Genomic DNA, 24,143 nt, shown 5'->3' on the forward strand with positions numbered 1-24,143 from the left:
GCTTCGGGCCGGAGGGGGCGCCTTGCTCTACCGGCCCGGCTCGCCTGCGGCAGAGCGGTGAGTGATCAACTCGGCAAGCGTGGGGCATAGATCCTCGCGCCAGATGCGGCCATGAAAGAGGCCGAAATGGCCGCACCCGGGGAGGACGATCGCGTGGTGATCCTTGGGTCCGAGGCGTGGGCAAAGCGCATGCGCGGCGCTGGTCTGACCGGGTGCCGCGATCTCGTCCTCGGCGCCTTCGACGGTCACCAGCATCGTGTTCCGTAGCGCCGCGGGCTCGATCACTCTGCCACGAAAGCGCAGTGTGCCCCGGGCGATGTCCCGACGGAGGAACACGTGGTCGAGGTTTTCGACGAAAAGCCGCGCGTCGAGGTCCATCACCGCGCTGTAGAGGTCGCGAAAGGGGAAGTGCTGCGGGTCCGCGCCGTCATCCTCGCGCATCTTCCGGGCCAGTTCGCTGTCTGTTTCCAACGCTGTCGAGAGGTATCGGGTCAGCGCGTTGAGCTGGGTTTCGGCGCGGTAGACCCAGCGTCGGTGGCCGGCATGCCCGGCGCGCAGACGGGACAGCGGCACTGTCGCGTACCATGTCCGGGGCCGCGCGCGGATCAGCTCGACCAGCGGGGTCGGATTGGCCAAGGGATCGACCGGCGCGGCAAGCAGCATCAGGCCTGCGGGCTCTGAACCGGGCAGGCGGGCCGCAAGCTCGGCGCTGGCGGCGAAGGCGGGAACGCCCCCCTGACAGAGCGCGAGCACATGCGCCCCGGGCCCCAGTTGCAGGATCGCCCGGACGATGGCGCCGATGTTGTCATCGAAGCAGAAATCACCCCGCGCAACGGGCACATGGCGCACATTGGCCCAGTCCAGCACCGCAACGCGCATGTTCGACTTCAGTAGCCCGAGCACCATGTCGCGCAGCAGCACAGGCAGATGGCCCGACAGCGGCGGCACCACCAGCACCCGCGGCGCAGCGGGCGGCAGCGCCTCGGGTTCGAACAGGCGCAGGGCGTAGAACGGCGCGCTGTGCAGGGTCTGGTTTGAAACCGCCGCCGATCCTCTACCGCCGGTCACCCGGCGGATGCGGAACGCCGTGTGTCGCGGCTGGTCCGCGCCGGGGTGCAGCCTGTCGCCCATCTGCTCAGCGCTGCAGCACATAGCGCCCCGGTGCCGGACAGAGTGGCGCCAATTCCGTGCCGGGCAGGCCCATCTGCGGTGGCGGCCTGTCTTGCTGCGTGCCCTGCGCGTGCAGCCAGTCTATCCAGTGCGGCCACCACGACCCCTGCTGAGGCGCGTGGCGCGCACACCAGTCGTCGGGCCCGGTATAGCGGGCCCCGGCGGGCCTGTGGCCAAGGCGAAAGCTGCGCCCCGGATGCTGCGGCGGGCTTAGGATGCCGCCGTTGTGGCCGCCGCTGACCAGCGCGAAGGTCAGCGCGGAATCGGTGAATAGCGCCGTCTTATAGACCGAGCGCCATGGCGCGATGTGATCCTTCTCGGTCGCCAGAACGAAGAGCGGCGCAGAGATGTCCTTCAATGCAATGACGCGCCCTTCGACGGCAAACCGCCCGGCGGTCAGGCGGTTTTCCAGAAACAGCCCGCGCAGATACTCCGAATGCATCCGGTAGGGCATGCGTGTGGCGTCCTTGCTCCACGCGCCGATGTCGAACGCCGGCTCTTCTTCGCCCATCAGGTAGCGCCGGACCAGCCGCGACCAGATCAGGTCGCGGTCGCGCAGCACCCGGAAGGTGCCGGCCATCTGGCGCTGATCCAGATAGCCCTGCGCCCACATCAGATCTTCGAGATAGGCGATCTGCGCCTCATCGACGAAAAGCATCAATTCGCCCGCCTCGGAAAAGTCCGTCTGCGCGGCAAGCAGAGTGATCGAGGCGAGCCGATCGTCGCCATCGCGGGCCATGGTGGCAGCGGCAATCGCAAGGATCGTGCCACCAAGACAATAGCCGCAGGCATGGACGCGAGCCTTTGCACAGATCCGCGTGACCGCGTTGAGCGCGGCGAGCACACCCTCGCGGCGGTAGGCGTCGAGCGAGAGGTCGCGCTCCTCGGCGCCGGGGTTGAGCCACGATATGCAGAAGACAGTGAACCCCTGCGCCACCAGATGACGGATCAGCGAGGACTCGGGGCTCAGGTCCAAAATGTAGTACTTCATGATCCACGCGGGCACGATCAGGATCGGTTCGGCGTGCACGGCCTCAGTGGCCGGGGCGTATTGGATCAGCTCGAAGAGATGATTGCGATAGACCACGCTGCCCGGTGTGCAGGCAACGTCCTGTCCCGGCACAAAGGCCTCGGGCTCGTCGGTGTGCAGTGCGGCGTCGCGCAGCCAGTCCTCCGCCATCAGCGCTGCCCCGCTCAGCAGGCAGCGCCCGCCGGTGCGGGTGATCCGGCTGATCACATCGGGATTGAACCAAGGGATGTTCGAAGGCGACATCGCGTCGAGCGTTTGGCGCGCCATGAAGGCGACCCGGTCAGTCTCGCGCGGGCTCACGCCGCGTTGCGGGCCGGTGGCCGCCGCCCACCAATCCTCCGCAGCGAGAAAGCTCTGTTTCCAGAAGCGCGAGACGGGGGTGTCCCAGCCAGTGCCGTCGAAACGGTGATCATCTGCTGCCGGCGTGAAGCCGCGCCCAAGGCCCCAGATCCCCGCCAGCGCCTGCAGCTGGTTCTGCCAGAACCGTTCGGCCAGATCGGTCTGGCGGCCCGGCGCCCGGACCAGCGCTGTCGCCCATGCCTGCCACGCGGTGGCCGCCGCGTAGGGCGAAACTCCCATGGTCAGCCGTGCCCGTGTCGAGGCCAGCGCCCGGTCGAGGCTTTCGTGAAAGCCGTCGTGCGGGCGCCTCTGCGGCGCCTCCGCTGCGGCGCAGGCGGGCAGGGGGACCGGCAGCGTCTGATGGGGCAGCGTCTGATGCGGCGGCTGCGCCAGTGTGATCGTCTCAGCGGGCTCGGGCATGGCGCTTACTTTCGTGCGTCGGGCGGCAGAGCGTTCGGCCAATTTCGCGGCAGGCGGCGAGGCGCTGACAGCGGTCAGGCATACGCCGTGCCCATGGCCAAACGCGGAACGCGCTTTGCAAGGCTGCCAAGGCAGACCGGCACCGTCATTGTTCGCAATCAACGTAGCCTCGGACGCGGCGCGAGTTTGCTCATGCGCTGGCGGGTCCTGCGCGCGCCGGGCTCAGGCGGCCGAGTGCGCCTTGCCGTCGCTCTGGGGTTCAAGCGCCTCTTTCAGCACGTCGTCCACGGTTTTCAGCCAGATAAAGCTCAGCCGGTGCCGCGCGGTTTCCGGGATGTCGTCGAAATCCGGACGGTTGCGGTCGGGCAAGAGCACCCGTGTGATCCCGGCGCTTGCCGCCGCCACCACTTTTTCGCGAATGCCGCCCACTGGCAGGACCAGTCCGCGCAACGAGATCTCCCCGGTCATCGCGGTGTCGCTGCGCAGCTTGCGGTCGAGCAGCAAAGAGGCCAGCGCGGCAAAGATCGCCGTGCCGGCGCTTGGCCCGTCCTTCGGCGTCGCGCCAGCGGGGACATGCAGGTGCAGGTCCGAGGTTTCGAAGACTTCGGCGTCGATGCCGAGGCTGGCGGCCCGCCCTTTCACCAGCGTGACCGCCGCCTGAGCGCTTTCGCGCATCACCTCGCCAAGCTGGCCGGTGAGGATCAGCCGCCCCTTGCCCGGCACGCGGCTGGCCTCGATGAACAGGATATCGCCGCCCACAGGGGTCCAAGCGAGGCCGGTGGCGACCCCGGGCATGCTGGTGCGCAGCGCCACCTCATTCTCGAAGCGTGGCGTGCCGAGGATCTTTGCTAGGCTGCCTGCGGTGATCGTCTGCCGTCCGGTCTTGCCGCCTGCGAGGGCAACTGCCGCATGGCGCAGCAGCGCGCCGATCTGCCGTTCGAGCCCGCGCACCCCTGCCTCGCGGGTGTAGGCGCGGATGACACTGTGCAGCGCCGCATCCTCGATCTTGACCTGCTCGGCGGTGAGGCCGGTGGCGGCAAGCTGCGTCGGCACGAGGTAGCGCTTGGCAATCTCCAGCTTCTCTTCCTCCAGATAGCCGGGCAGGGCGATGATCTCCATGCGGTCGCGCAGCGGCGGGTGGATCGTTTCGAGCGTGTTGGCCGTGCACAGAAAGACAACATGCGACAGGTCGAAATCCATGCCGAGGTAGTTGTCATGGAAGCAGGCGTTCTGCGCCGGGTCCAGCACCTCAAGCAGCGCCGCCGAAGGATCGCCGCCGAGGCCATGACCCAGCTTGTCGATCTCGTCGAGCATCAGCACGCAGTTGCGTGCCCCGGCGCGGCGGATCTGCTGGATCACCATGCCCGGCATCGCGCCGACATAGGTGCGGCGGTGGCCGCGGATCTCGGCCTCGTCGTGCACCCCGCCAAGGCTCAGCCGGGCGAAGGGGCGGTGCAGCGCCCGCGCGATGCTCTGCCCCAACGAGGTTTTGCCCACCCCCGGCGGGCCAACAAAGCACAGGATGGGCGCCTTGCCCGAGGGGGCCAAGCGGCGCACGGCGAGATACTCGATGATCCGCGCCTTGATCTTTTCGAGCCCGTAGTGATCGGCGTCGAGGATGCGCCGGGCTTCGTCGAGATCAATGCGGGTTTCCTCGGGCAACCGCCATGGCAGATCGATAACCCAATCAAGCCAGCCGCGCAGCATCGCGGCCTCGGCGCTGCCTTGCGCCATACCCTCGTAGCGGCCCAGCTCTGCGAGCGCCTGCTTCTCGGCCTCTTCGGTCATGCCCGCCGCGATGATCGCCCGCGAGATCTCGGACACATCTTCATGACCGTTGGTGCCGCTTTCGCCAAGTTCGCGACGGATGGCGGCAAGCTGCTCGCGCAAGATCACCTCGCGGTGGCGCCCTTCAAGCTCTTCGCGCGCCTGCTCGCTGATCTCATGGGTGATGCGCAGCACCTCGACGCGGCGACTCAGCTTCTGGGTCATGATCTCGATGCGGGCGGCGATCTCCACCGTCTCCAAAAGCTCCTGCCGCTCGTCGGTGGACATATCGGTGTAGCCGGCGACGAGGTCGGCGAGATACCCCGGATCATCGATCTCCGCGACGCTCTCGGCCAGCCCCTCGGGCGCGTCCGGCAGCATGCGCAGCAGGTCAACCGCCAGTTCGCGCAGATGCAGGAAGCGGGCCTCGGTTTCGGGCCGGGTATCGGGCTTTTCTTCGAGGCTTGTGACCCGGGCGAGAAGGAAAGGCGCGTCGGGGATCACCTCGCGCAGACGGAACCGCCCGATGCCCCGGCAAATCACATGGTTGCCCGCGTCGGGCGCTGCGACATAGCGTAGGATCTCGGCGCTGCAGCCCATGGTATGAAGCCCCTCCGCGCCGGTCACAGTCTCCTGCTCGGCGTCGCGCTGCAGAATGACGCCGACCGGCAATTCGTCGCGTACCGCCCGTTCGAGGCCGAGTATCGTGTCCGGCCGTCCGATGGCGAGCGGGAAGACAGTGCCCGGAAAGCCGACGAAATTACGCACCGGCAGAAGGATCAGCGCATCCTCGGGGATCGCATAGGCGGGGTCCGGGGCCTTGGGCGCGGTCTGGGGCGCAGTGGGGGGCGTCTGGGTCATCGCGGTCCCTCCGTAAGCTTGGCGAGGCGGAGGATCAGGCAGCCCGGCGCCGTCTCGCGGGTCAGCCGATAGGGCACGTCGGGAATGGTGACGCGGCGCTCGAACCTGCCCCATGGCAGTTCGAGCCGCAGGATCGACGCCTCGTGCAGTTCCGCCGGGCGCGGCCTCAGCCCGCGCAGGGTGAGCGTGCCGCCAGAGACCTCGACCTCCACCGTTGCGGGATCGACCCCCGGCAGCACCACATAGGCGAGCAGCTCTGTCGCGGTTTCGATGAGGTCAAGCGGCGGCTCCCATGTTGTCGGCTGGCCGAGCCCGAAGCCCAGTTGCCGCAATTCATCGAGCCGCCCCAATCGGTGCAGCGCGTCAGCGAGCATTCGGTTCTGTATGGATTTCGAGATCATCCGAAGACCTCCGGGCAGCGCCCCTGTTTCTACGCCCCTTCGGACACCTTCGCATTGTCGGCGCGCAATCAAACGCACGGTCGGTCGCGGGCTCTCAAATCCTGATGTTTGGGTCCGGTGCACAGACCTGATGGACGCAACCCAGGCGTGCGGAAAGATTTCGCGCATGTAGCGGCAGCGGTGCAATTACTTCGACAGCAGCACGGGCAGCGGGGCTCTCTCCAGCAGGTCGCGCGTCACGGCGCCGACCACGAAATCATAGATCAGAGAATGGCCGAAGGCGCCGGTCACCAGCATCTCGGCATCGAAGTCCTGCGCCGCGGCGATCAGCGTTTCAGAGCGTTGCTCGGCGGTGGCGCTGCGGTCGGTCGCCGTGACACGGTAGCCGAGCCGATCCAGCGCGGTGGCGAGTTCCGCCTTGCTGTCGATGCCGGGCAGGCTGCGATGCGGACGTGAGATCACCGACACCAGTTCGATGTCGGCACCGGGCCGTGCGAGGTTCAACGCGTCGTGCGCCGCCCGCGTTGCCTCGCGCGTGTCGCTCCAGCCGATGGTCAGCCGCGCGGCGGGGTGCGCCAGCGTCGCCTTGCGGGTCAGTACCAGCACGGGCCGCCCGAGGTTGCGGACCAGCCGCTCCATCAGGTTTCGATCATCCGGCGACCGGCTCGGTGCTCCATTCGTGCCAGCCAGCGCCACGTCGGCGCCACGCGCGCCGTTGAGCAGGAAGTCTTCGGCGCCGTAAAGCGTGGATTGCGGTCGATACTCTGCCAGAATACCGGTGGCTTTGACCTGCCTGTCAAAGACCGTTCGGATTTCCTCGGACGACTCCTTTTCCCATGCTCGCAGGCTTGAATAGACTGCCGGCTCTGCGCCAATCCCGTTGGCAAAAATCATCGAGCGGTAGGGGTGCAATACGGTCAGATGCGCATCAAGGTTCGCCGCCAGCGTCGCTGCTTGAGGAAGCATCCATTCCGCCTCTTCCGCATCGAAAAGAACCAGAGAGATCGTTTTGATAGACATATCCGCTCCGCCTTTAAAGAGGGCCCCAAGACGGCGCTTCCGCAGTGGCTCGGGCATGACGGCAAACGGACGCCGGTTTCCGGCAGATGTCATTGACCGGCGTCATCGCACCGGTGCGCGGGCCGGATGCGTTAGCTTCGCGCGACCCTCACGTCACTGGTGAACGCGTAGCCGATGCCCCGGACCGAGCGGATCAATGTCGCGGAACCAGCGGCCGCTGGCGCGATCTTGCGGCGCAGGCGTGCCACATGCCCGTCGATCGTGCGATCGTCGGGAGACCAGTCCCGGCCGTGCAGGGTTTGCGAGATCTCGTCTATGGTGAGGATGCGGCCCGGGTGCTGCGCGAAGAGTGTCAGCAGCTTTCGTTCGAGCCCGGTCAGTTCCACGGTCGAGCCGTCCATGTGTTTCACAACGCCGCGCTTCACTTCGAAAATCGTGTGATCGAAGACGAGGTCCGACTGATCGCAAATCTCCCGATGGTGGAGTTCCAGCGTCTTGCGTGTGCGAAGAACGACTTCCTTAATGTGGAACGGCTTTACGATATAGTCATCCGCCCCACATTCCAATCCGGCAATTCTGTCCTGCGCGCTGGATTTTTCCGAAATGATCAGAATTGGGATATTCCAGATAGTTCTCAGGTCCTGCGCGATATGCAGGTCCGGGTCATCGTCGAACGCCGGGTCGATGATAATCAGATCAACGCCATGACCCTTTAACGCGTCGACCATCGTGACGCGATTGCAGGCTTCCAGGACGGTCCAGTTTTCGCTTTCGAAGGCCATGCGAAGGCTTGTCCGCATGTCTTGATTAGCGTCGACAATCAGAATTGTGACGGGTCTCATGTTCGCACCTTGCGATGAGGTATTAGAATACCAAATCACGCGGCTGCAAGAAAATGGATTTTCTTAAAAGGACAAAGATTCCCTTTAAGGTTGTAGCGGGATAACAGAATATCCGAAAATCTGAAGATTGCCTTCGGCCCCGCCGCAGAATTTTCGGGCCGCGGGCAGGGCGCCCCGCGCTTGGCGTATGGCGACGGGGGTGTCTGCGTCGCTCGGCAGAAAGACCATTGACCCTCTGCTGCGGTCTCGCGGCGCACGGGCCAGCGTCACTCGCGCGCGGTTGATACGGCTCAATGCGCGGCGCGCCCGTTCTGGGTATTCTGCAACTTGGCCGAGATGCTGCCGTATGTGGCGCCGGAGGTGAGGTCATGACCAAAACGCGAAACCTGCGGGAACTGAGGACCCGTTCCGGCGGATGCTCTTTCTTCGCTGCCGTTGCGCCAGCGAGGTCGCGTGGCAGTTCCCTCGTGATCGCCCTGCGTCCGCCGCGTCCGGCCATGAACCGGCGGCGCGGACAGCAAGCGCTGCGCCTTGCTGATCCTCCAGAGCCACCGCCGGTTGAAACCCCTCCGGAGCCCGAGGAAACGCCTGAGCCGCCGCAGGAAGCACCGCCCGATGCGCCAAGCGAAGCGCCCGATATGCCGGTGGAACTGCCTTCGGACCTGCCACCAGAGATCTGAGCCGCACCGCTTGCCAGACCATCAAGTCTTGGCTGCGCCGGATGCGCGCAATCTTTAGCTGCGTAAGGTCCCTAGGGCTCTTTGAACCCCACTGAGACACTGCGGGCCGCAAAGCTCGCTGGCGCGTCTGGCGTCCGCCGTGAGCGGGCCGGTTTCCAGCGCGCGGCAAACGCACCTTCGGTCGGTTGGCCTTTGCACGGGCGCCACCTCCGTCTGAACGCGTCTTCTCCGGTCCTCGCAGCGCCTTCCTTCGCCCAATTGCCAGCGGGTCTTTCCCGACCCTGTCGAGGCACCGGGTGGCCGGTCATGGAACATGCCGCCACTGGCTGCGTTGGCGGAAAGAGGGTTCAACCGAAGGGAGAACGCACCTATGCCAAATATTCCAGCCGAAAGAAGCCGCGAGCATCGAGACGCAGGCGACAATACGATCGACCAGCGCAGCCAGCAGATTGATCCCGCCGGGCACCAGAGAACCGACCTGAACGAGAACGCCAAAGGCTCCGCGAAGCAGCCCGGTCGTCGGGGTGGGGATCAGATTGGTACCTCCGAAAGCAAACGCGACCGCACTTGAGACCCTGCGCGTGGTGCCGATGCCTCGCGCCGACGCGGGCGCAGCCAGAGGCCGGCGTCGCGCCGCATTAAATTGAAAAGGAGACCACGGTGGAATCCGTTCAGTCGAAGATTTCGTCGTTAGATTTGGCGGTCATTGCGTTGTATCTCATCATTGTTCTGGCGATCGGCGTCTATGTCTCGCGCAGAACCAAGACCGGCGATGACCTGTTTCTGGCGGGACGATCCCTAGGCTGGCCTGCGATTGGATTTTCGCTCTTTGCATCGAACATTTCGACAACAACCATCATCGGGCTGACCGGCTCGGCCTATGCGACCGGCATCGCCACCTCGGCCTTCGAGTGGATGTCGGGCATCCCGTTGCTGTTCTTGGCGTTCATCTTCGCGCCGCTCTATCTGAAGTCGAAAATCACCACGACGCCGGAGTGGCTGGATCGCCGCTATTCGCGCCGGGTGAGACTGTATTTTTCCGGTCTGACGATCCTCTTTACGGTCTTTGTCGACACCGCCGGCGGCCTCTACGCGGGCGGCGTCGTGCTGACCACTTTCTTCCCGGATGTGCCGCTCTGGGTGAGTTGCATCACTATTGGTGTGTTCGCGGGCGGATACGCCGCTTCGGGCGGTCTGAAAGCCGTGGTCTACACGGATGTTCTGCAGGCGGTGGTGCTCATCTTCGGCTGCGCGATCACCGCGTTCTTGATGTTTCAATCGCTCGGCTTCTCGTGGGACAACGTGCGCGACGCGCTGCCGGACGGGCATCTGGACCTCATCAAGCCCATGGACGACCCGAACCTGCCATGGCCGGGGCTGCTGTTTGGCGTCTGGATCCTCGGCTTTTGGTACTGGGTGACCAACCAGTACATCGTGCAGCGCGTTCTGGGGGCCAAGGGGCTCGAACAGGCACAGCGCGGCGCAATCATCGGCGGCCTGCTCAAATGCCTGCCGCTGTTCATCATGGTGCTGCCCGGGGCGATGGCCGTGTCGCTGCTGCCGGATGTGCCCGAGCAGGACATGGTGTTTCCGGTGATGATCACGCAGATCCTGCCTGCCGGTCTGACCGGCCTCGTGCTCTCGGGTCTGGTGGCGGCGATCATGTCGACGGTGGACTCGACGCTCAACAGCTCCTCGACCTTGGTGGTGCATGACTTCGTCACCCGGCCTGAAGACCCGGTGAGCCCCGAGACCAGCCGCAAGTACGGCACGATCTGCACGCTGAGCTTCATGGTCGTTGCGGTGATCGTCGCGCCGCTCATCCAATACGCCGGGGGCATCTGGTCGTATCTGCAGCAGGCGTTTTCGATCATCGTGCCGCCGATCGTCGCGGTCTATCTGCTGGGCGCGCTCAGCCCGAAGATGAGCGAGAAGGCGGCCTTTGGGACGCTGCTGTCGATGCATGCGCTGGGGGTGCTGCTGTTTGTATTGGGGCAGGTCGATCTGTGGCCGCTGCATTACACCGTGACGGTGGTGGTGATGACTGTGCTGTCCTGCGCCGTGCTGTGGGGGCTGTCGGTGGTCTTCCCCGTTGTGGAAGAGCCCTCGGAAGACGTGATCTGGCGCGCAAAGACGGCGCTGGCCAAGGATGCCACGGGGCACAGCCCGCTGATGGATGTGCGCCTGTGGGGCGCGGTGCTGGCGGTCGCCATGTCCGCGATCCTGATCGCGTTCTGGTAGAGTTGTCAAATGGCCGTGGCGCTGGGGCAAGTACAGCGCCGCGGCCTTGGCGTCTCGTCGACGTGCGCAAGGGCGGCCTTTTTGCCCGCTCTCGGTCGGTCCCGGCGAAGAGATCACCTTTGCGCCCTGAAGTGGGTCCGGCCCGCAGGAAACCCGCGGCACGGCACCTGCGAATGCGGTCATGCCGGGGCCGTGAAGCGCCGAGGTGATCCAGACGGGCCTCTGCGGCGTATCCCCTGTAACACACGCAGCCCGTCCGCAGCGCAGCCCGGAAACGCCGGGAGCGCAATGGCAGATTGCAATGCACGCGGGCGGGGCTAGCTCAAACGATAGCCACCCTTCGACGGAAGCTCTCATGACCGCAGAAGTTCTCGCCCGGCTCCAGTTCGCCTTCACGGTGTCGTTCCACATCATCTTCCCGGCCTTCTCGATCGGGTTGGCCAGTTATCTCGCCGTGCTCAACGGTGCATGGCTCTGGACGCGCGACGGTCGATACCTGTCGCTGTTCAATTTCTGGAAAAAGATCTTCGCAGTCGCCTTCGGCATGGGCGTGGTGTCGGGCATCGTCATGTCCTACCAGTTCGGCACCAACTGGTCGGTCTTCTCCGACAAGGCCGGGCCGGTGATCGGGCCGCTGATGGCCTACGAGGTGCTGACCGCCTTCTTTCTTGAGGCGGGCTTTCTGGGGATCATGCTGTTCGGGCGCAAGCGGGTGGGCGATGGGCTGCACATGCTCGCCACCTTCATGGTCGCCTTCGGCACCTTGGTCTCGGCCACGTGGATCCTGTCGGTGAACAGCTGGATGCACACGCCCGCCGGGTTCTCGATCGCCGAGAACGGTCAGTTCGTGCCCGAGGACTGGTGGCAGATCGTCTTCAACCCGTCCTTCCCCTACCGGCTGGTGCACATGGTGCTGGCGGCCTATCTGTCCACGGCGCTTGTGGTCGGCGGGGCGTCTGCGTGGCAGTTGCTGAAACACCCCGGCCATCCGGTATCGAAGAAAAGCCTGTCGATGGCGATGTGGATGCTGGTGATCACCGCGCCGCTGCAGATTTTCGCCGGCGACCAGCACGGCCTCAACACGCTCGAACACCAGCCCGCCAAGGTCGCCGCCATGGAGGGCCACTTCGAGAGCCACGAGGGCGGCGTGCCGCTGGTGCTCTTCGCCATTCCGGATCAGGAAAATCAGGAACTCGACTACGCGCTGGAGATCCCGCACCTTGGCTCGCTGATCCTGACCCACAGCTGGGACGGGCAAATTCCGGCGCTCTCGGAGTTCCCGCGCGAGGATCAGCCGCCGGTCTGGATCGTCTTCTGGTCATTCCGCGTGATGGTGGCGCTTGGCTTTGCCTTCCTCGGCTTGGGGCTCTGGGGCCTCTGGGCGCGCTGGCGCGGCTGGCTTTACCAGGACCCGTGGCTGTTGCGCGCCTCGGTGGCGCATGGCCCAATGGGGTTTGTCGCGGTGCTGGCGGGCTGGATCACCACCGAAGTGGGGCGCCAGCCGTGGACGGTCTACGGGCTGCTGCGCACCTCCGAGAGCCACTCGCCGCTTGATCTGCCTGCGGTCACGACCTCGCTCATCGGCTTTGTCGTGGTGTATTTCTTCGTCTTCGGCGCGGGCACCTTCTATCTGCTGCGGATGATGCGCAAGACGCCGGACACGTCGCGCCTTGGCCTGCGCGACGGCCCGATCCGCACCGCGGGCATCACCCCCGGCCTTGCCCAGCACAGCGAGAGGAGCGACTGACATGTTCGGACTGGAGCTTTCCTTCATCTGGGCGGGCATCATCGCCTTTGCGGTGCTGGTCTATGTGATCCTCGACGGGTTCGACCTCGGCGTCGGCATCCTGTTCCCGCTGGCCAAGTCCGAACAGGATCGCGACGTGATGATGAACTCGGTGGCCCCCATCTGGGACGGCAACGAGACATGGCTGGTGCTGGGCGGCGGCGGCCTCTTCGCGGTGTTCCCGCTGGCTTATGCGGTGGTGATGCCGGCGCTTTACGTGCCGATCATCCTGATGCTGCTGGCGCTGATCTTCCGCGGCGTGGCCTTCGAGTACCGCTGGCGCACCAAGCGCTGGAAACGGCTGTGGGATTTCGCCTTCTTCGGCGGCTCGCTGGTGGCGGGGTTTTCGCAGGGCATGACCCTCGGCGGTTTGGTGCAGGGCATCGAGGTGGTCGGGCGCGAATACGCGGGCGGATGGTGGGACTGGCTTTCGCCGTTCTCGCTGCTGACCGGACTGGCGGTGGCGGCGGGCTATGCGCTGCTGGGCGCCACTTGGCTGGTGATGAAGCTCGAGGGCGAGGTGCACGACCAGATGCGCCGCATCGCGCTGCCGCTGGGGCTGGCAACCGTGGTCTTCCTCGGGTTGGTGTCGCTGCTCACTCCGCTGCAGGACGAGATTTATTTCCAGCGCTGGTTCAGCGGCGGCTCGCTGTTCTTCACCGTGGCGGTCCCGGTGCTGGTGCTGCTCTGCGCGGCGGGGCTCTGGAAGGGCTTGCGCGGCGGCGGAGACAGGCTGCCGTTCTTCTCGGCGCTGGGGTTCTTCGTGCTGGGCTTCATCGGCATCGGCATCAGCTTCTACCCGATGATCGTGCCGCCGTCGCTGACCATCGTCGAAGCGGCGGCGCCGGACAGCAGCCTGTTGTTCGCTCTGGTCGGGACGGTGATCCTGATCCCGATCATTCTTGCCTACACCGCCTATGCCTATTGGGTGTTCCGCGGCAAGATCGACCCGTCCGAGGGCTACCACTGATGCCCGGCAAGCGGCTTCTTTGGTTCGTCGGGCTATGGCTGGCCGGGGTCGCCTGCGTCGGCGCTCTGGCCCTGCTGATCCGGCTGGCGCTGCCGTATTAGGGCCGGGGGTGGGCCATGAGGCGGCGGAATGCGTGTGGTGCGCACTTCTGCTGGTCGCGGGGCAATCAGGCCGGTTCCGACCGGAGCCGCCCCGCGACAGGCTCGGAAAGAGCCCTCACAGGGCGCTGCCCCACGCCCACGCCGGTCTTGCGCATGGGTGCGGCGCCTCCGGAACTGACAAGATACGATTGCCGCGCACGCAGATACCGTTCATCACGCGCAGGGTTTCCGGAGGACCAACCCGCCCGTTCAAGCCATCTGCAGCGCCGGCTGCGGCGCGGCGCGCAAGCCGCGCTTCTGCGGCATGCCCGCCACATAGGTCTCGGCCACGGCGCGGTCATCGCCCAGCATCTGCAGCACGAAGAGCTCCTCACTTAACGTCCCGGCCCGCTGCATGCGCAGCGCCATCGGTTCGGTGGCCGATGAGTCGAGCACCACGATATCGGCCTCGGTGCCCGGCTCCAGCGTGCCGATCTTATGCTCCAGCCCCAGCGCCACGGCGTTGCCGCGGGTGATCCAGTGGAAGGCGCGCAGGGGATGCAGCTTCTGCCCCTGCAGTTGCAGCACCTTGTAGGCCTCGTTCAACGTCTGCAGCATCGAATAGCTGGTGCCCGCGCCGACGTCGGTTGCGATGGCGTTGCACATGCCGCGCCCGCGCAGGCCCGCGTCATCGAAGAGGCCGCTGCCAAGGAAGAGGTTCGACGTCGGACAGAACACCGGCTTCGCACCGGTCTCGGCCAGCAGGTCGATCTCGCGCGGTTCAAGGTGGATCGAATGGCCAAGCAGCGCCTTGGGGCCAAGCAGCCCGTAGCGCTCGTAGACGCCAAGGTAGTCGGGCGCCTCGGGATAGAGGCTGAGGGTATAGGCGATCTCGTCGCGGTTCTCCGACAGATGGGTCTGCACGTAGCATTCCGGGTGTTCGGCGCTGAGCGCACCGGCCATCTCCATCTGTTCGGGGCTGGAGGTGATGGCAAAGCGCGGGGTGATCGCATAGCTGGCGCGGCCCTTGCCATGCCAGCGGGCGATCAGCCGCTTGGTCGCGTCATAGCCCGATTGCGGCGTGTCGCGCAGCGCCTCGGGGGCGTTGCGGTCCATCAACACCTTGCCGCCGATCATCCTCATATCGCGGCGCGCGGCCGCAGCGAAGAACGCCTCGGCGGAGGTCTCGTGGACCGACGCATAGGCGACGGCGCTGGTCGTGCCATGGGCACAGAGCTGGCCCATGAGCCACTCGGCCATCGCTTCGGCATGCGCCGGATCGGCAAAGCGAGTCTCTTCGGGGAAGGTGTAGCTGTTCAGCCAGTCGAGCAACTGCGCCCCCCACGAGGCGATGACCTGCACCTGCGGGAAATGGATGTGGGTATCGATGAAGCCCGGCATCAACAGGTGCGGGCGATGGTCGACCACCGGCACGCTTGGAGCCTGCCGCGACAGTTGGTCAAAGGTGCCGGTGCCGCGGATGAGGCCGCCCGCGATCAGGATCGCCCCATCCTCGATGTAGCGATAGGCGGCTTGGTCCTCGGGGCCCTGCGGTTCGGCGGTGAAGCTGAGGATGCGTCCGCGCAGCAGCACTTGATCGGTCTTCATGGGGTCACCTTTCAGGGGAACTGGTTGGGAGAGGGATAGGGGCGCGGGCCGGGATGCGGCCCGCGGCGGTGGGGTGAGGATGGCTCTGCCCGGATCACTCCGCGGGCGCGGCAGACGGCTCCTCGACCACCACGCTCTCGTTTTGCGCCGCGCCCTCGCGGTGGAAGCGCGGATAGATGTAGAGGAAGGCGGCGGCGATCAGGTAACCGGCCGACACGGGGCCAAGCGCGGGCCAGTGCAAGCTGGCACCGTGGATGATCCCCACCAGCGACATCAGTGCGGCGGCCAGCGCGAAGCCCCCGGCGTTGCGGAACCGCCCGTCGATCACGCTGGCGACGATGGCGCCCCAGATCAGCCCGGTCAGGATCGCGCCCTGGCTCAGCGCTTGATGCCCGGCGAAATGCGCGCCCTGCTGCAGCAGTGCCGCGGTCAGCGCCTCATCGCCCAGTTGCGGCAGCGCCTCGGCGCCGGTCGCCTGCAGCGCGCCCATCAGCGCGCCCCATTTGATCATCAGGAAAGACGACACATGCGGCATCATGGCGATGGTCACGGCGGCCATATGCGCGGGCTTCACGCAATGGGCGGTGTTGGTGATCAGGCTCAGCGCGACGAAGACCAGAACCGGCGCGGCGGCGGCCTCGGGGATCAGGTTGTTGAGGAACGCGAGCAGCCCGAGGAAGGCGGCCAGCGGGATCACCACGGCAATGCCGATGATATAGCCGGCGTGCGCGCCCATACGCTTGTAGGCCGGATGGCCGATATAGGCCGTGGTGGGGAAGGGCGAGCCGAACACGGCACCGATCATCGTGCCCAGCCCGTCGGTGATCTGGCACACGCCGACCGGGTAGTGATCGCCGGCGCTTTCGGCGCTCTCGACGTTGTTCATCGTCTCTATGAAGTTGTAGATCTGCACCGGCACCAGCACGAGGAACAGCTCGGGATTGGCAAAGAGGTGCTGGATGCCCGCGATCAGATCGCCCAGATAAGGCAGCGGCGGATAGAAGCCGGTGCCCTCGGGGCTGAGCCGCGCCTCGCCGATGCTGAAGGCCACGGCGGTGCCCACGATCAGCGCCAGCAAACCCGCGGGGATGTTGAACGGCAGGCGAAACCGCCCGACGAGCCCCCACAGGATGATGATCATCGACGCGAACCCGACATAGGGTTGCTCGAACACCGTGGCCAGCGGCACGGTGCCGATGAACACCAGCGCGATGCCGCAGAGCGTGCCGAGCATCCCGGCGCGCGGCGTGACCCGCTTCAGCCACGGCCCGACGATGGCGCCAAGCGCGGCGACGATGCCGCCCATGAAGCCCGCGCCGATGCCGACCTGCCACGCCAGCATTGGATCATTCGTGGCCCAGTAGATCGGCCCGATGACACCGAAGAGATAGACGAACATCACCGGCGTCGAGATGCCGTAGGGCAGGGCGGTGACATCGCGCCCATGGCGTGCGGCGGCGCGTTTGGCCAGCACGACATAGGCCGCGACGCCCGACAGGATCGCCACCGCCGCGCCGGGCAGGATGCGGCCATAGACGATCTCGGCGGGCATGCCAAAGACGAATTGACAGACGCCCGCCAGCACCATCAGGTTGATCAGGTTGTCGGTAAACAGCGCCCAGAAGGCGCTGAAATCGCTGCGTGAGAACAGCCTGTAGTGGTACGTCCCTTCCCGCATGTGGGATCTCCTCGGGTTGCTTGCGGTTGTCCCTGCGCCGCCCGCTCCTCTTCGGGCGGTCGCGGGGGTTACTCGGCGGCGAAGGCCATGGGCTGCGCCGCGCCGTGCTGGCTGGTGAGGGCGGTCAGAACCTCGGCCACGACAAAGGCGGCGATCACCTCGGGGCGCTTGTCGCGGCTGCCCTGCGCGCCGATCGGGCAGGTGAGCGCGTGGGTCTCTAGCTCCTCGCACTGATCCCGCGCGAAGCGGTGGAACTTCTCGCGCTTGGTGGCCGAGCCGATCAGCCCGACGTAGCGTGCGTCCTGACGTTGCAGCGCCGTCGACGCACAAAGAAAGTCGAGCGCGTGGTCATGGGTCAGCACGATGAAGGCGCTGCCCGGCGGGGCCATGGCGATCTCGATCTCGGGCAGCGGGGTGAGTGCGGTCTCGACCTGCGCGGTGCTCAGCGCCAGTTCCTCGGAACGGCTGTCCACCAGCACACAGCGCACCGGCAGGTGCTGCAGCAGATCCGCCAGAGCCCGGCCGACGTGACCCGCGCCGTGGATCTGCACCATGGGCAGCGCGGCGACCTCCTCTGCCGCCCTTGCCCGCGCCGCGTGCCGGTCCTGCGTGCTCATGCGGGTGAGTGAAACCTCGACCCGCCCGCCGCAGCATTGCCCGATCTCGGGACCGAGCGGCACGTCCAGCGTTTCCGCCAGATCGCCGCGCGCCAGCAGCGCCCGCGCCGCGGCGATGGCGCGGTGTTCAAGCTGGCCGCCGCCGATGGTGCCTTGGCGGGAGGTCTCGCTGACATACATCTCGCATCCTGCCTCGCGTGGCGACGAGCCGCGCACCCGGCTCAGCCGCACCCGCGCGAGCGGGCCGGGCGCAGCCAGAAAGGCGTCGAGCGCACTCATGACCGTCCCGCCAGCCGCTCGACCGCCATCAGCACGCGCTCAGGCGTGGCGGGGGCGTCGAGGCGCGGGCATTCGCGGTAGTCCGCGACGCTGGCGACGGCCATCGACAGCGCCTCGAAGACCGAGATGCCCAGCATGAAGGGCGGCTCTCCCACCGCCTTGCTGCGCTTGATGGTGCGCTCGCGGTTCTGCGACCATTCGGCGAGGTTCACGTTGAAGACGCGCGGCCGGTCCGAGGCGAGCGGGATCTTGTAGGTCGAGGGCGCATGGGTTCGCAGCGCGCCCTTGTCGTCCCACCACAGCTCTTCGGTGGTCAGCCAGCCCATGCCCTGCACGAAGGCACCCTCGACCTGCCCGCGGTCGAGCACCGGGTTCAGCGAGCGCCCGACGTCATGCAGGATATCGGTGCGCTCCACCCGGTACTCACCGGTTAGCGTGTCGATGGTGACCTCCGAGCAGGACGCGCCATAGGCGTAGTAGTAGAAGGGTCGCCCTTTGCCCGCGGCGCGGTCCCAGTGGATGTCGGGCGTCTTGTAGAAGCCCGCCGCCGAAAGATGCACGCGCGCCATGTAGGCCGCCTTGATGACCTGCTCCCACGGCAGAAGCTGCGCGCCCACCTGCAGATGCCCCGGCACGAAGCGCACCTCTTCGGGCGCGACGCCCCAGTGCCCGGCGGCAAACTCGACCAGCCGCGCCTTGATCTGGTCGGCGGCATCCAGCGCCGCCATGCCATTGAGGTCCGAGCCTGACGAGGCCGCGGTGGCGGAGGTGTTGGGCACTTTCTCGGTGGTGGTGCGGGTGATCTTGATGCGCTCGAAATCCACCTGAAACGCGTCGGCCACCACCTGCGCTACCTTGGTGTTGAGCCCCTGACCCATCTCGGTGCCGCCGTGGTTGAGGTGGATCGAGCCGTCGGAATAGACGTGGATCAGCGCGCCGGCCTGATTGTAATGCGTGGCGGTGAAGGAGATGCCGAACTTCACCGGGGTCAGCGCGATGCCCTTGCGCAGCACGCCGCCCTGCGCGTTGAACGCCAGAATGTCACGGCGGCGCTGCTGGTAGTCGCAGCTTTCTTCCAGTTCCGAGACCACGCGGCCGATGATGTTGTCGGTGACCTGCTGATGGTAGGGCGTCAGGTTCCGCCCATCATGGGTGTCGCCGTAGAAGTTCGCCTTGCGCACCTCCAGCGGGTCCTTGCCGAGCGCATAGGCGATCTCTTCGATCATCCGCTCGGCGGCGACCACGCCCTGCGGCCCGCCAAAGCCGCGAAAGGCGGTGTTCGAGACGGTGTTGGTTTTCATCGGGCGGCTTTGCAGCCGCACATGCGGGTAGAAATAGGCGTTGTCGGCGTGGAACAGCGCGCGGTCGGTGACTGGCCCCGACAGATCCGACGACCAGCCGCAGCGCGCAGCAAAGTTGCCGTCCACCGCGCGAATGCGGCCCGCGCCGTCGAACGCCACGTCGTAGTCGATGACGAAGTCGTGGCGCTTGCCCGTCGCCGTCATGTCCTGATCTCGGTCGGGGCGAATTTTCACCGGGCGGTTCAGCCGCTTGGCGGCCATCGCGGCGACCACGGCGAAAAGGTTCATCTGGCTTTCCTTGCCGCCAAAGCCGCCGCCCATGCGCCGCACGTTGACCACCACGGCGTTCGAGGGCACGCCCAAGACATGCGCCACCATGTGCTGCGCCTCGCTCGGGTGTTGGGTCGAGCAATGCACGATCACGTCGTCATCCTCGCCCGGCAGGGCGAAGGCGATCTGCCCTTCAAGATACATGTGATCCTGCCCGCCGACCGAGAGCCGCCCCTGCAGCCGGTGCGGCGCGGCGGTCATCGCGGTGTCGACCTCTCCGCGCTCCAGCTTCAGCGGATCGGTGACATCGGGATAGCCCGCCGCCTGCGCCGTGATCGGAGCCAGCGCGTGGGGCAGAACCTCGGCGTCGACCTCGGCCAGCGCGGCGGCGCGGCGGGCGGCGTCGCGGGTCTCGGCGATCACCGCGAACAGGGGCTGGCCGTGGAACTCGATTTTCTCCGTGGGAAAGACCGGCTCGTCGCCGCGCCCGGTGGGGCTGATGTCGTTGTGGCCGGGGATATCAGCGGCGGTGAGCACATCGACGACGCCCGGCGCGGCGCGCACGGCGCGGAGGTCGATGTCTTTCAGCGTGGCGTGGGCCACAGCGGAGACACCCAGATAGGCGTGCAGCGTGCCCGCCGGTTCGGCAATGTCATCGGTGTAGTCGGCAAGGCCACGCACATGCTTGATCGCGCTGTCGTGCTGGCGGTCCTCGTGGACCGCGCCGCGGATGTTGGGCTGGTGTTTCATGTCTCTTCTCCCTCAGGCGCTCAGGCGCTCAGGCGGACGGGCGCGCCGTCCTGTTCGAGAAAGAACCGCCGCAGCAGGTTCTGCGCCACGCGCATCCGGTAGTCGGCGCTGGCCCGCCAGTCGCTGAGCGGCGCGAACTCCTCACCCATGGCGTGGGCGGCGGCGGCAAAGCTGGCCTCGCTCCACGGCTGGCCCCGCAGCGCGGCCTCGGCTTTTCCGGCGCGTTTCGGCGTGGCGGCCATGCCGCCAAGCGCGATGCGAGCGCTCTGGATCACACCGCCCTCGACGGTGACGCTGAACCCGGCGGCGACGGCAGAGATGTCCTCGTCCCGTCGCTTGGAGATCTTGTAGGCGGCGCAGCGGGTGTGGGCTGCGGGCAGCGGCACACGGATGCTCTCGACGAATTCGCCGGGCTTGCGGTCCTGCTTGCCGTAGTCGATGAAGAAGTCTTCCAGCGGCAGGCTGCGCCGTTCCGCACCCCGGCGCAGCGTCACCTCGGCGCCAAGCGCGATCAGCACCGGGGGCGTGTCACCGATCGGCGAGCCATTGGCGATATTGCCGCCGATCGTGCCCATGTTGCGCACCTGCCAGCCCGCGATGCGGTCCCAGTAGTCGCTCAGATGCGGCAGGTGTCCGGCGATCAGCGGCTGGAGTTCGGAATAGCTGACCCCGGCACCGAGGGTGATCGCCTCCGGCGTGACCTCGACCGTCTTCAGCTCCGGCAGATGCGCGATGAAGATGGCGGGAGAGATCGGGCGCAGGAACTTGGTCACCCAAAGGCCGACATCGGTGGAGCCCGCGATCACCGTCGCCTGCGGATGCGCGGCATAGACGTCGGCGAAATCATCCAGATCGGCGGGCAGAATGGCGCGGTTGTCCTCGGGGCCGATCTCGACCCGGCGGCCATCTTGCAGGGCGCTCAGATCCTCCGTCACGCGATCGCGCACTGCGATCAGATGATCCGCCTCTGGCGTGCCATGTTCGCTCACCGCCACGGCGGCGCGGATGATCGGCGCGTAGCCGGTGCAGCGGCAGAGGTTGCCCTGCAGCGCGGTCTCGACCTGCGTCTCGGTCGGCTGCGGGGTCTGCATCCACAGCGCATAGAGCGACATCACGATGCCCGGCGTGCAAAAGCCGCATTGCGCGCCGTGATGCTCGACCATCGCCCGCTGCACCGGGTGTAGCGCGCTGTCCGGGCCGGAAAGATGCTCGATGGTCACCACATGGCACCCATCGAGCGAGGCGGTGAAGCGGATGCAGGCGTTCACCGTCTCGTAGCGCAGCGCACCGTCATGCAGGCGACCGACAAGCACGGTGCAGGCCCCGCAATCGCCCTCGGCGCAGCCTTCCTTGGTGCCGGTCAGGCGACGATCCAGCCGCAGGAAGTCGAGCAGCGTTTGCGTCGCCGGAACCTGAGACAGGCTCACGGCCCGTCCGTTGAGCAGAAAGCGGATCTCGCTTCGGTGCGTCATGCATCCCTCCGTGGCTGAGCATGTGGCTGGGTGATTGGAGGCGACGCTAGCGGAAGGTATTCGTTCTGAATACGCGTGGTTTCGCCAAGGACTTTATACAGATTGTTTATAATACTCCGGCAGGCAGCGTAGTATCCCGGGCGCCGAAGGAGAGGGCCAATGCAATATATCGAAAGCCTGCGGGTGTTTGTCCGGGTCGTTGAACTGGGCAGCATCACCTCGGGCGGGCGTGACCTGCGCCTGACCCCGGCGGTGGCCAGCAAGCGGATCAAGGAACTGGAAAGCCGCCTGGGTGTGCGGCTGTTCAACCGCACCACCCGCTCGATCAGCCCGACCGAGGTGGGGCGGGTGTTCTACGATCAGGCGAAATCCGTGCTTGCCTCGGTGGAGGAGGCCGAGGCGGTGGTGGCCAACTTCTCGGAAACCCCGCGCGGGGCGCTGCGGGTGACGGCGCCCTTGGGTATCGGGCGCCGGATCGTCGCGCCGCTGGTGCCCGCCTTCACCGAGGCCTACCCCGAGGTGCAGGTGCAGATGCGGCTGTCGGACCGTCAGGTCGACCTGATGGCCGAGCGGCTGGATGTGGCCTTCTTCCTCGGTGTGGCGCGGGATTCCAATTTCAAGCTGCGGCAAATCTACGACTGCCCACGCGTGCTCTGCGCCGCGCCCAGCTATCTAAAGGCGCGCGGCACCCCGGAAACGCCCGAAGATTTGCTGGGCGGGCGTCATAACTGCCTGCTGCTGCGCTACCCCCGTTCGCCCGAGTACTTCTGGCAACTGCAGACAGAGACCGGGCTGCGGCGGCTGGAAGTGGCTGGCCGGTTCGATGCCGATGACGGCGACGTGCTGACCGCATGGGCGCTGGAGGGGCAGGGCATTGCCAACCGTCCGCGGCTGGAAGTGGCGCGCCACCTGAAAAGCGGCGCGCTGGTCGAAGTGCTGCCCCAAACGCCGCCGATGCCCTCGACCTTCGGATGCCTGTTCCCGCACCGCAAGCTGCAGGACCCGAGAATCAGGCTCTTCGTCGACTACATGGCCAATGCGGCGCGGGCAAAGATATCGGGTCTGGACCCGTAGGGCAGGGCGGCTCAGGCGTCGTTCCAGATCGCCTCTGCGGTCTTCACCACCAGTTCGAGCTTGCGCTGCTGATCGCTCAGCGTGACGGCATTGCCGTGCTCGGTCGAGGCAAAGCCGCATTGCGGCGCGATACCGAGTTGATCCATGTCGACGTAGCGCGCGGCCTCGTCAAACTTGGCCCGCAGCCAGTCGAGGCTCTCCAGCCCCGGCGTCTTGGTGGTGATGAAGCCCGCCATGACCCGCTTGTCGCCCTTCGGCAGCAGCCGCAGCGGTTCAAGCCCGCCCGCGCGCTCGGTGTCGTATTCCATGAAATAAACGTCCACCGAGGTCTGGTTGAAGATCGCATCGGCGGCAAAGTCATAACCGCCCTCGGCCACATGCGACGAGCGGAAGTTGCCGCGGCACATGTGCATGCCGATGATCATATCGGCGGGCCGGTCCTTGATCGCCTCTTCCAGCATCCATGCGTATTTGCTGACCAGAGCGTCCGGATCCTGCCCCATGTCGCGGCGCTGCGCGCGCTGCTTGGGATCGCCGAGATAGGCAAAGAAGATGTCGTCAAGCTGCAGATAGCGGCACCCCGCGTCGTAGAACGCCTGCACCGCCTTGCGGTAGGTCTGCGCGATGTCGTGGAACAGCAGGTCGGGATCGCGGTAGGGCGCATGCGCGATGTTCTCCGGCTCCAGCCGGAAATGGCAGGCCGAGGGACCGGGGATCGAGATCTTGGCAATGCCGTCCTGCGGCGTCACGAGGTCCTTCACGAATGTGAAGTGCCGCAGCATCGGATGGTCGTCGGGGAAATCCAGAGGCCCGGTCAGATGCGGCGCGATCGGCGGGGTCTTGTGCTCGGACTTGAACGGCAGGCTCTTGTGCGACGGCTTCATGTCGAGCCCGTCGAGCATCCCCATGAAGTCATAGTGCCAGAAGGCGCGGCGCACCTCGCCGTCGGTAAAGACGTGCAGGCCGGCCTCTTTCTGCAGCGCCACGAGGTCTCGCACCGCCATGTCCTCGACATAGGTCAGGTCTTTGCCGTGCACGCCCGCCTCGCGCATCTTTCGCACCGGATCGGGGCGCAGCAGCGAGCCGACATGGTCAGCGCGGAAGGGGGCGCGGCGGGCGGTGAGTTTGGGATCATGAGCCGTCATGACATGCCTTTCGGTTCGGCACCGGGCTGTGGCCCGCGTGCCTGCTAGTGGATACGCCTTGCGGACAGCAGGGCGCGCGGAATGTCACCGTTACGGAAAAGACCGCGCCCGATACGCACCCCGCGATCGGAACAGGTGAGCGTTTCAGGCAGGTCTCCTGACTTGCGGATCAGCGCCGGCTCCGGCCTTCCCGGCGCAGGGCGCCAGTGGCATCTCGGGCAGGCTCACCGCTTACAGTTGCGGGGGCAGTTCCGGACTTGGGCCTTGCCAAGAGGATTGGCTCGCACCGGATTCCCTATTCTCCGCAGCGTTCTGCGGCACCTGAAATCGCCAAGAGTTTTG

General features: G+C 66.2%; 19 protein-coding genes and 1 riboswitch. Of the genes, 7 read left to right on the plus strand and 12 right to left on the minus strand.

Features of this window, described 5'->3' with window-relative positions; all coding sequences use genetic code 11:
• Positions 1-27: 27 nt before the first annotated feature.
• The 6 genes from ACXAJT_RS10350 to ACXAJT_RS10375 form a co-directional block, all read right to left on the minus strand.
• Entirely contained in the window at positions 28-1,131 is a 1,104-nt protein-coding gene (locus ACXAJT_RS10350; protein ID WP_475235020.1) for a hypothetical protein, read from the minus strand.
• A 4-nt stretch (positions 1,132-1,135) separates the two neighbouring features.
• The gene (locus ACXAJT_RS10355) at positions 1,136-2,959 is read right to left on the minus strand and encodes a PHA/PHB synthase family protein (RefSeq protein ID WP_475235021.1); all 1,824 of its coding nucleotides are present in this window, start codon (positions 2,957-2,959) and stop codon (positions 1,136-1,138) included.
• Between the two features lie 222 nt (positions 2,960-3,181).
• The gene (gene lon, locus ACXAJT_RS10360; protein WP_475235022.1) at positions 3,182-5,587 is read right to left on the minus strand and encodes an endopeptidase La; all 2,406 of its coding nucleotides are present in this window, start codon (positions 5,585-5,587) and stop codon (positions 3,182-3,184) included.
• Positions 5,584-5,988: an Hsp20/alpha crystallin family protein gene (locus tag ACXAJT_RS10365; protein ID WP_475235023.1), complete on the minus strand. Its 405-nt coding sequence runs from the start codon at positions 5,986-5,988 to the stop codon at positions 5,584-5,586. The genes lon and ACXAJT_RS10365 overlap by 4 nt, the downstream gene beginning before the upstream one ends.
• Before the next feature lie 186 nt (positions 5,989-6,174).
• Entirely contained in the window at positions 6,175-7,008 is an 834-nt protein-coding gene (locus ACXAJT_RS10370) for a universal stress protein (protein ID WP_475235024.1), read from the minus strand.
• Positions 7,009-7,139: 131 nt separating this feature from the next.
• Entirely contained in the window at positions 7,140-7,850 is a 711-nt protein-coding gene (locus ACXAJT_RS10375; protein ID WP_475235025.1) for a response regulator transcription factor, read from the minus strand.
• Between the two features lie 368 nt (positions 7,851-8,218).
• Between ACXAJT_RS10375 and ACXAJT_RS10380 the strand changes: the two genes are divergently transcribed.
• The 6 genes from ACXAJT_RS10380 (at position 8,219) to ACXAJT_RS10405 (ending at position 13,628) form a co-directional block, all read left to right on the plus strand.
• Positions 8,219-8,530: a hypothetical protein gene (locus ACXAJT_RS10380; protein ID WP_475235026.1), complete on the plus strand. Its 312-nt coding sequence runs from the start codon at positions 8,219-8,221 to the stop codon at positions 8,528-8,530.
• Positions 8,531-8,900: 370 nt separating this feature from the next.
• Positions 8,901-9,101: a hypothetical protein gene (locus ACXAJT_RS10385; RefSeq protein WP_475235029.1), complete on the plus strand. Its 201-nt coding sequence runs from the start codon at positions 8,901-8,903 to the stop codon at positions 9,099-9,101.
• Positions 9,102-9,241: 140 nt separating this feature from the next.
• A complete protein-coding gene (locus ACXAJT_RS10390; RefSeq protein ID WP_475235031.1) occupies positions 9,242-10,771 on the plus strand; it encodes a sodium:solute symporter family transporter in 1,530 nt (509 codons plus the stop codon).
• A 355-nt stretch (positions 10,772-11,126) separates the two neighbouring features.
• Positions 11,127-12,518: a cytochrome ubiquinol oxidase subunit I gene (locus tag ACXAJT_RS10395; RefSeq protein WP_475235033.1), complete on the plus strand. Its 1,392-nt coding sequence runs from the start codon at positions 11,127-11,129 to the stop codon at positions 12,516-12,518.
• A 1-nt stretch (position 12,519) separates the two neighbouring features.
• Positions 12,520-13,527 (plus strand): cytochrome d ubiquinol oxidase subunit II, encoded by a 1,008-nt coding sequence (cydB, locus tag ACXAJT_RS10400; protein ID WP_475235034.1) that lies wholly within the window; start codon positions 12,520-12,522, stop codon positions 13,525-13,527.
• Positions 13,527-13,628: a DUF2474 family protein gene (locus tag ACXAJT_RS10405; RefSeq protein ID WP_475235036.1), complete on the plus strand. Its 102-nt coding sequence runs from the start codon at positions 13,527-13,529 to the stop codon at positions 13,626-13,628. The genes cydB and ACXAJT_RS10405 overlap by 1 nt, the downstream gene beginning before the upstream one ends.
• A gap of 249 nt (positions 13,629-13,877) precedes the next feature.
• Here ACXAJT_RS10405 and guaD read toward each other — a convergent pair whose 3' ends face one another.
• From guaD to xdhA, 5 genes are all read right to left on the minus strand, one after another.
• The gene (gene guaD, locus ACXAJT_RS10410) at positions 13,878-15,215 is read right to left on the minus strand and encodes a guanine deaminase (RefSeq protein WP_475235038.1); all 1,338 of its coding nucleotides are present in this window, start codon (positions 15,213-15,215) and stop codon (positions 13,878-13,880) included.
• 94 nt (positions 15,216-15,309) lie between these two features.
• Entirely contained in the window at positions 15,310-16,893 is a 1,584-nt protein-coding gene (locus tag ACXAJT_RS10415) for a permease family protein (RefSeq protein WP_475235040.1), read from the minus strand.
• A gap of 68 nt (positions 16,894-16,961) precedes the next feature.
• Positions 16,962-17,789, minus strand: a complete 828-nt coding sequence (gene xdhC, locus ACXAJT_RS10420) for a xanthine dehydrogenase accessory protein XdhC (protein ID WP_475235041.1) — start codon at positions 17,787-17,789, stop codon at positions 16,962-16,964.
• Complete coding sequence (xdhB, locus tag ACXAJT_RS10425; protein ID WP_475235043.1) at positions 17,786-20,110, minus strand: xanthine dehydrogenase molybdopterin binding subunit; 2,325 nt, start codon at positions 20,108-20,110, stop codon at positions 17,786-17,788. Before xdhB ends, xdhC begins: the two co-directional genes overlap by 4 nt.
• A 20-nt stretch (positions 20,111-20,130) precedes the next feature.
• Positions 20,131-21,582, minus strand: a complete 1,452-nt coding sequence (xdhA, locus tag ACXAJT_RS10430) for a xanthine dehydrogenase small subunit (RefSeq protein ID WP_475235046.1) — start codon at positions 21,580-21,582, stop codon at positions 20,131-20,133.
• A 159-nt stretch (positions 21,583-21,741) separates the two neighbouring features.
• Here xdhA and ACXAJT_RS10435 point away from each other — a divergent pair, with 159 nt between their 5' ends.
• Positions 21,742-22,656, plus strand: coding sequence for a LysR family transcriptional regulator (locus tag ACXAJT_RS10435; protein WP_475235048.1), 915 nt, complete (start codon positions 21,742-21,744; stop codon positions 22,654-22,656).
• Between the two features lie 11 nt (positions 22,657-22,667).
• On the opposite strand, the gene ACXAJT_RS10440 is transcribed toward ACXAJT_RS10435, so the two are convergent.
• Positions 22,668-23,801 (minus strand): 5-methyltetrahydropteroyltriglutamate--homocysteine S-methyltransferase, encoded by a 1,134-nt coding sequence (locus tag ACXAJT_RS10440; protein ID WP_475235049.1) that lies wholly within the window; start codon positions 23,799-23,801, stop codon positions 22,668-22,670.
• A gap of 130 nt (positions 23,802-23,931) precedes the next feature.
• Positions 23,932-24,141: riboswitch (cobalamin riboswitch) on the minus strand.
• Between the last annotated feature and the right edge of the window lie 2 nt (positions 24,142-24,143).

Source organism: Salipiger sp. ABF4_146, from assembly GCF_056161345.1.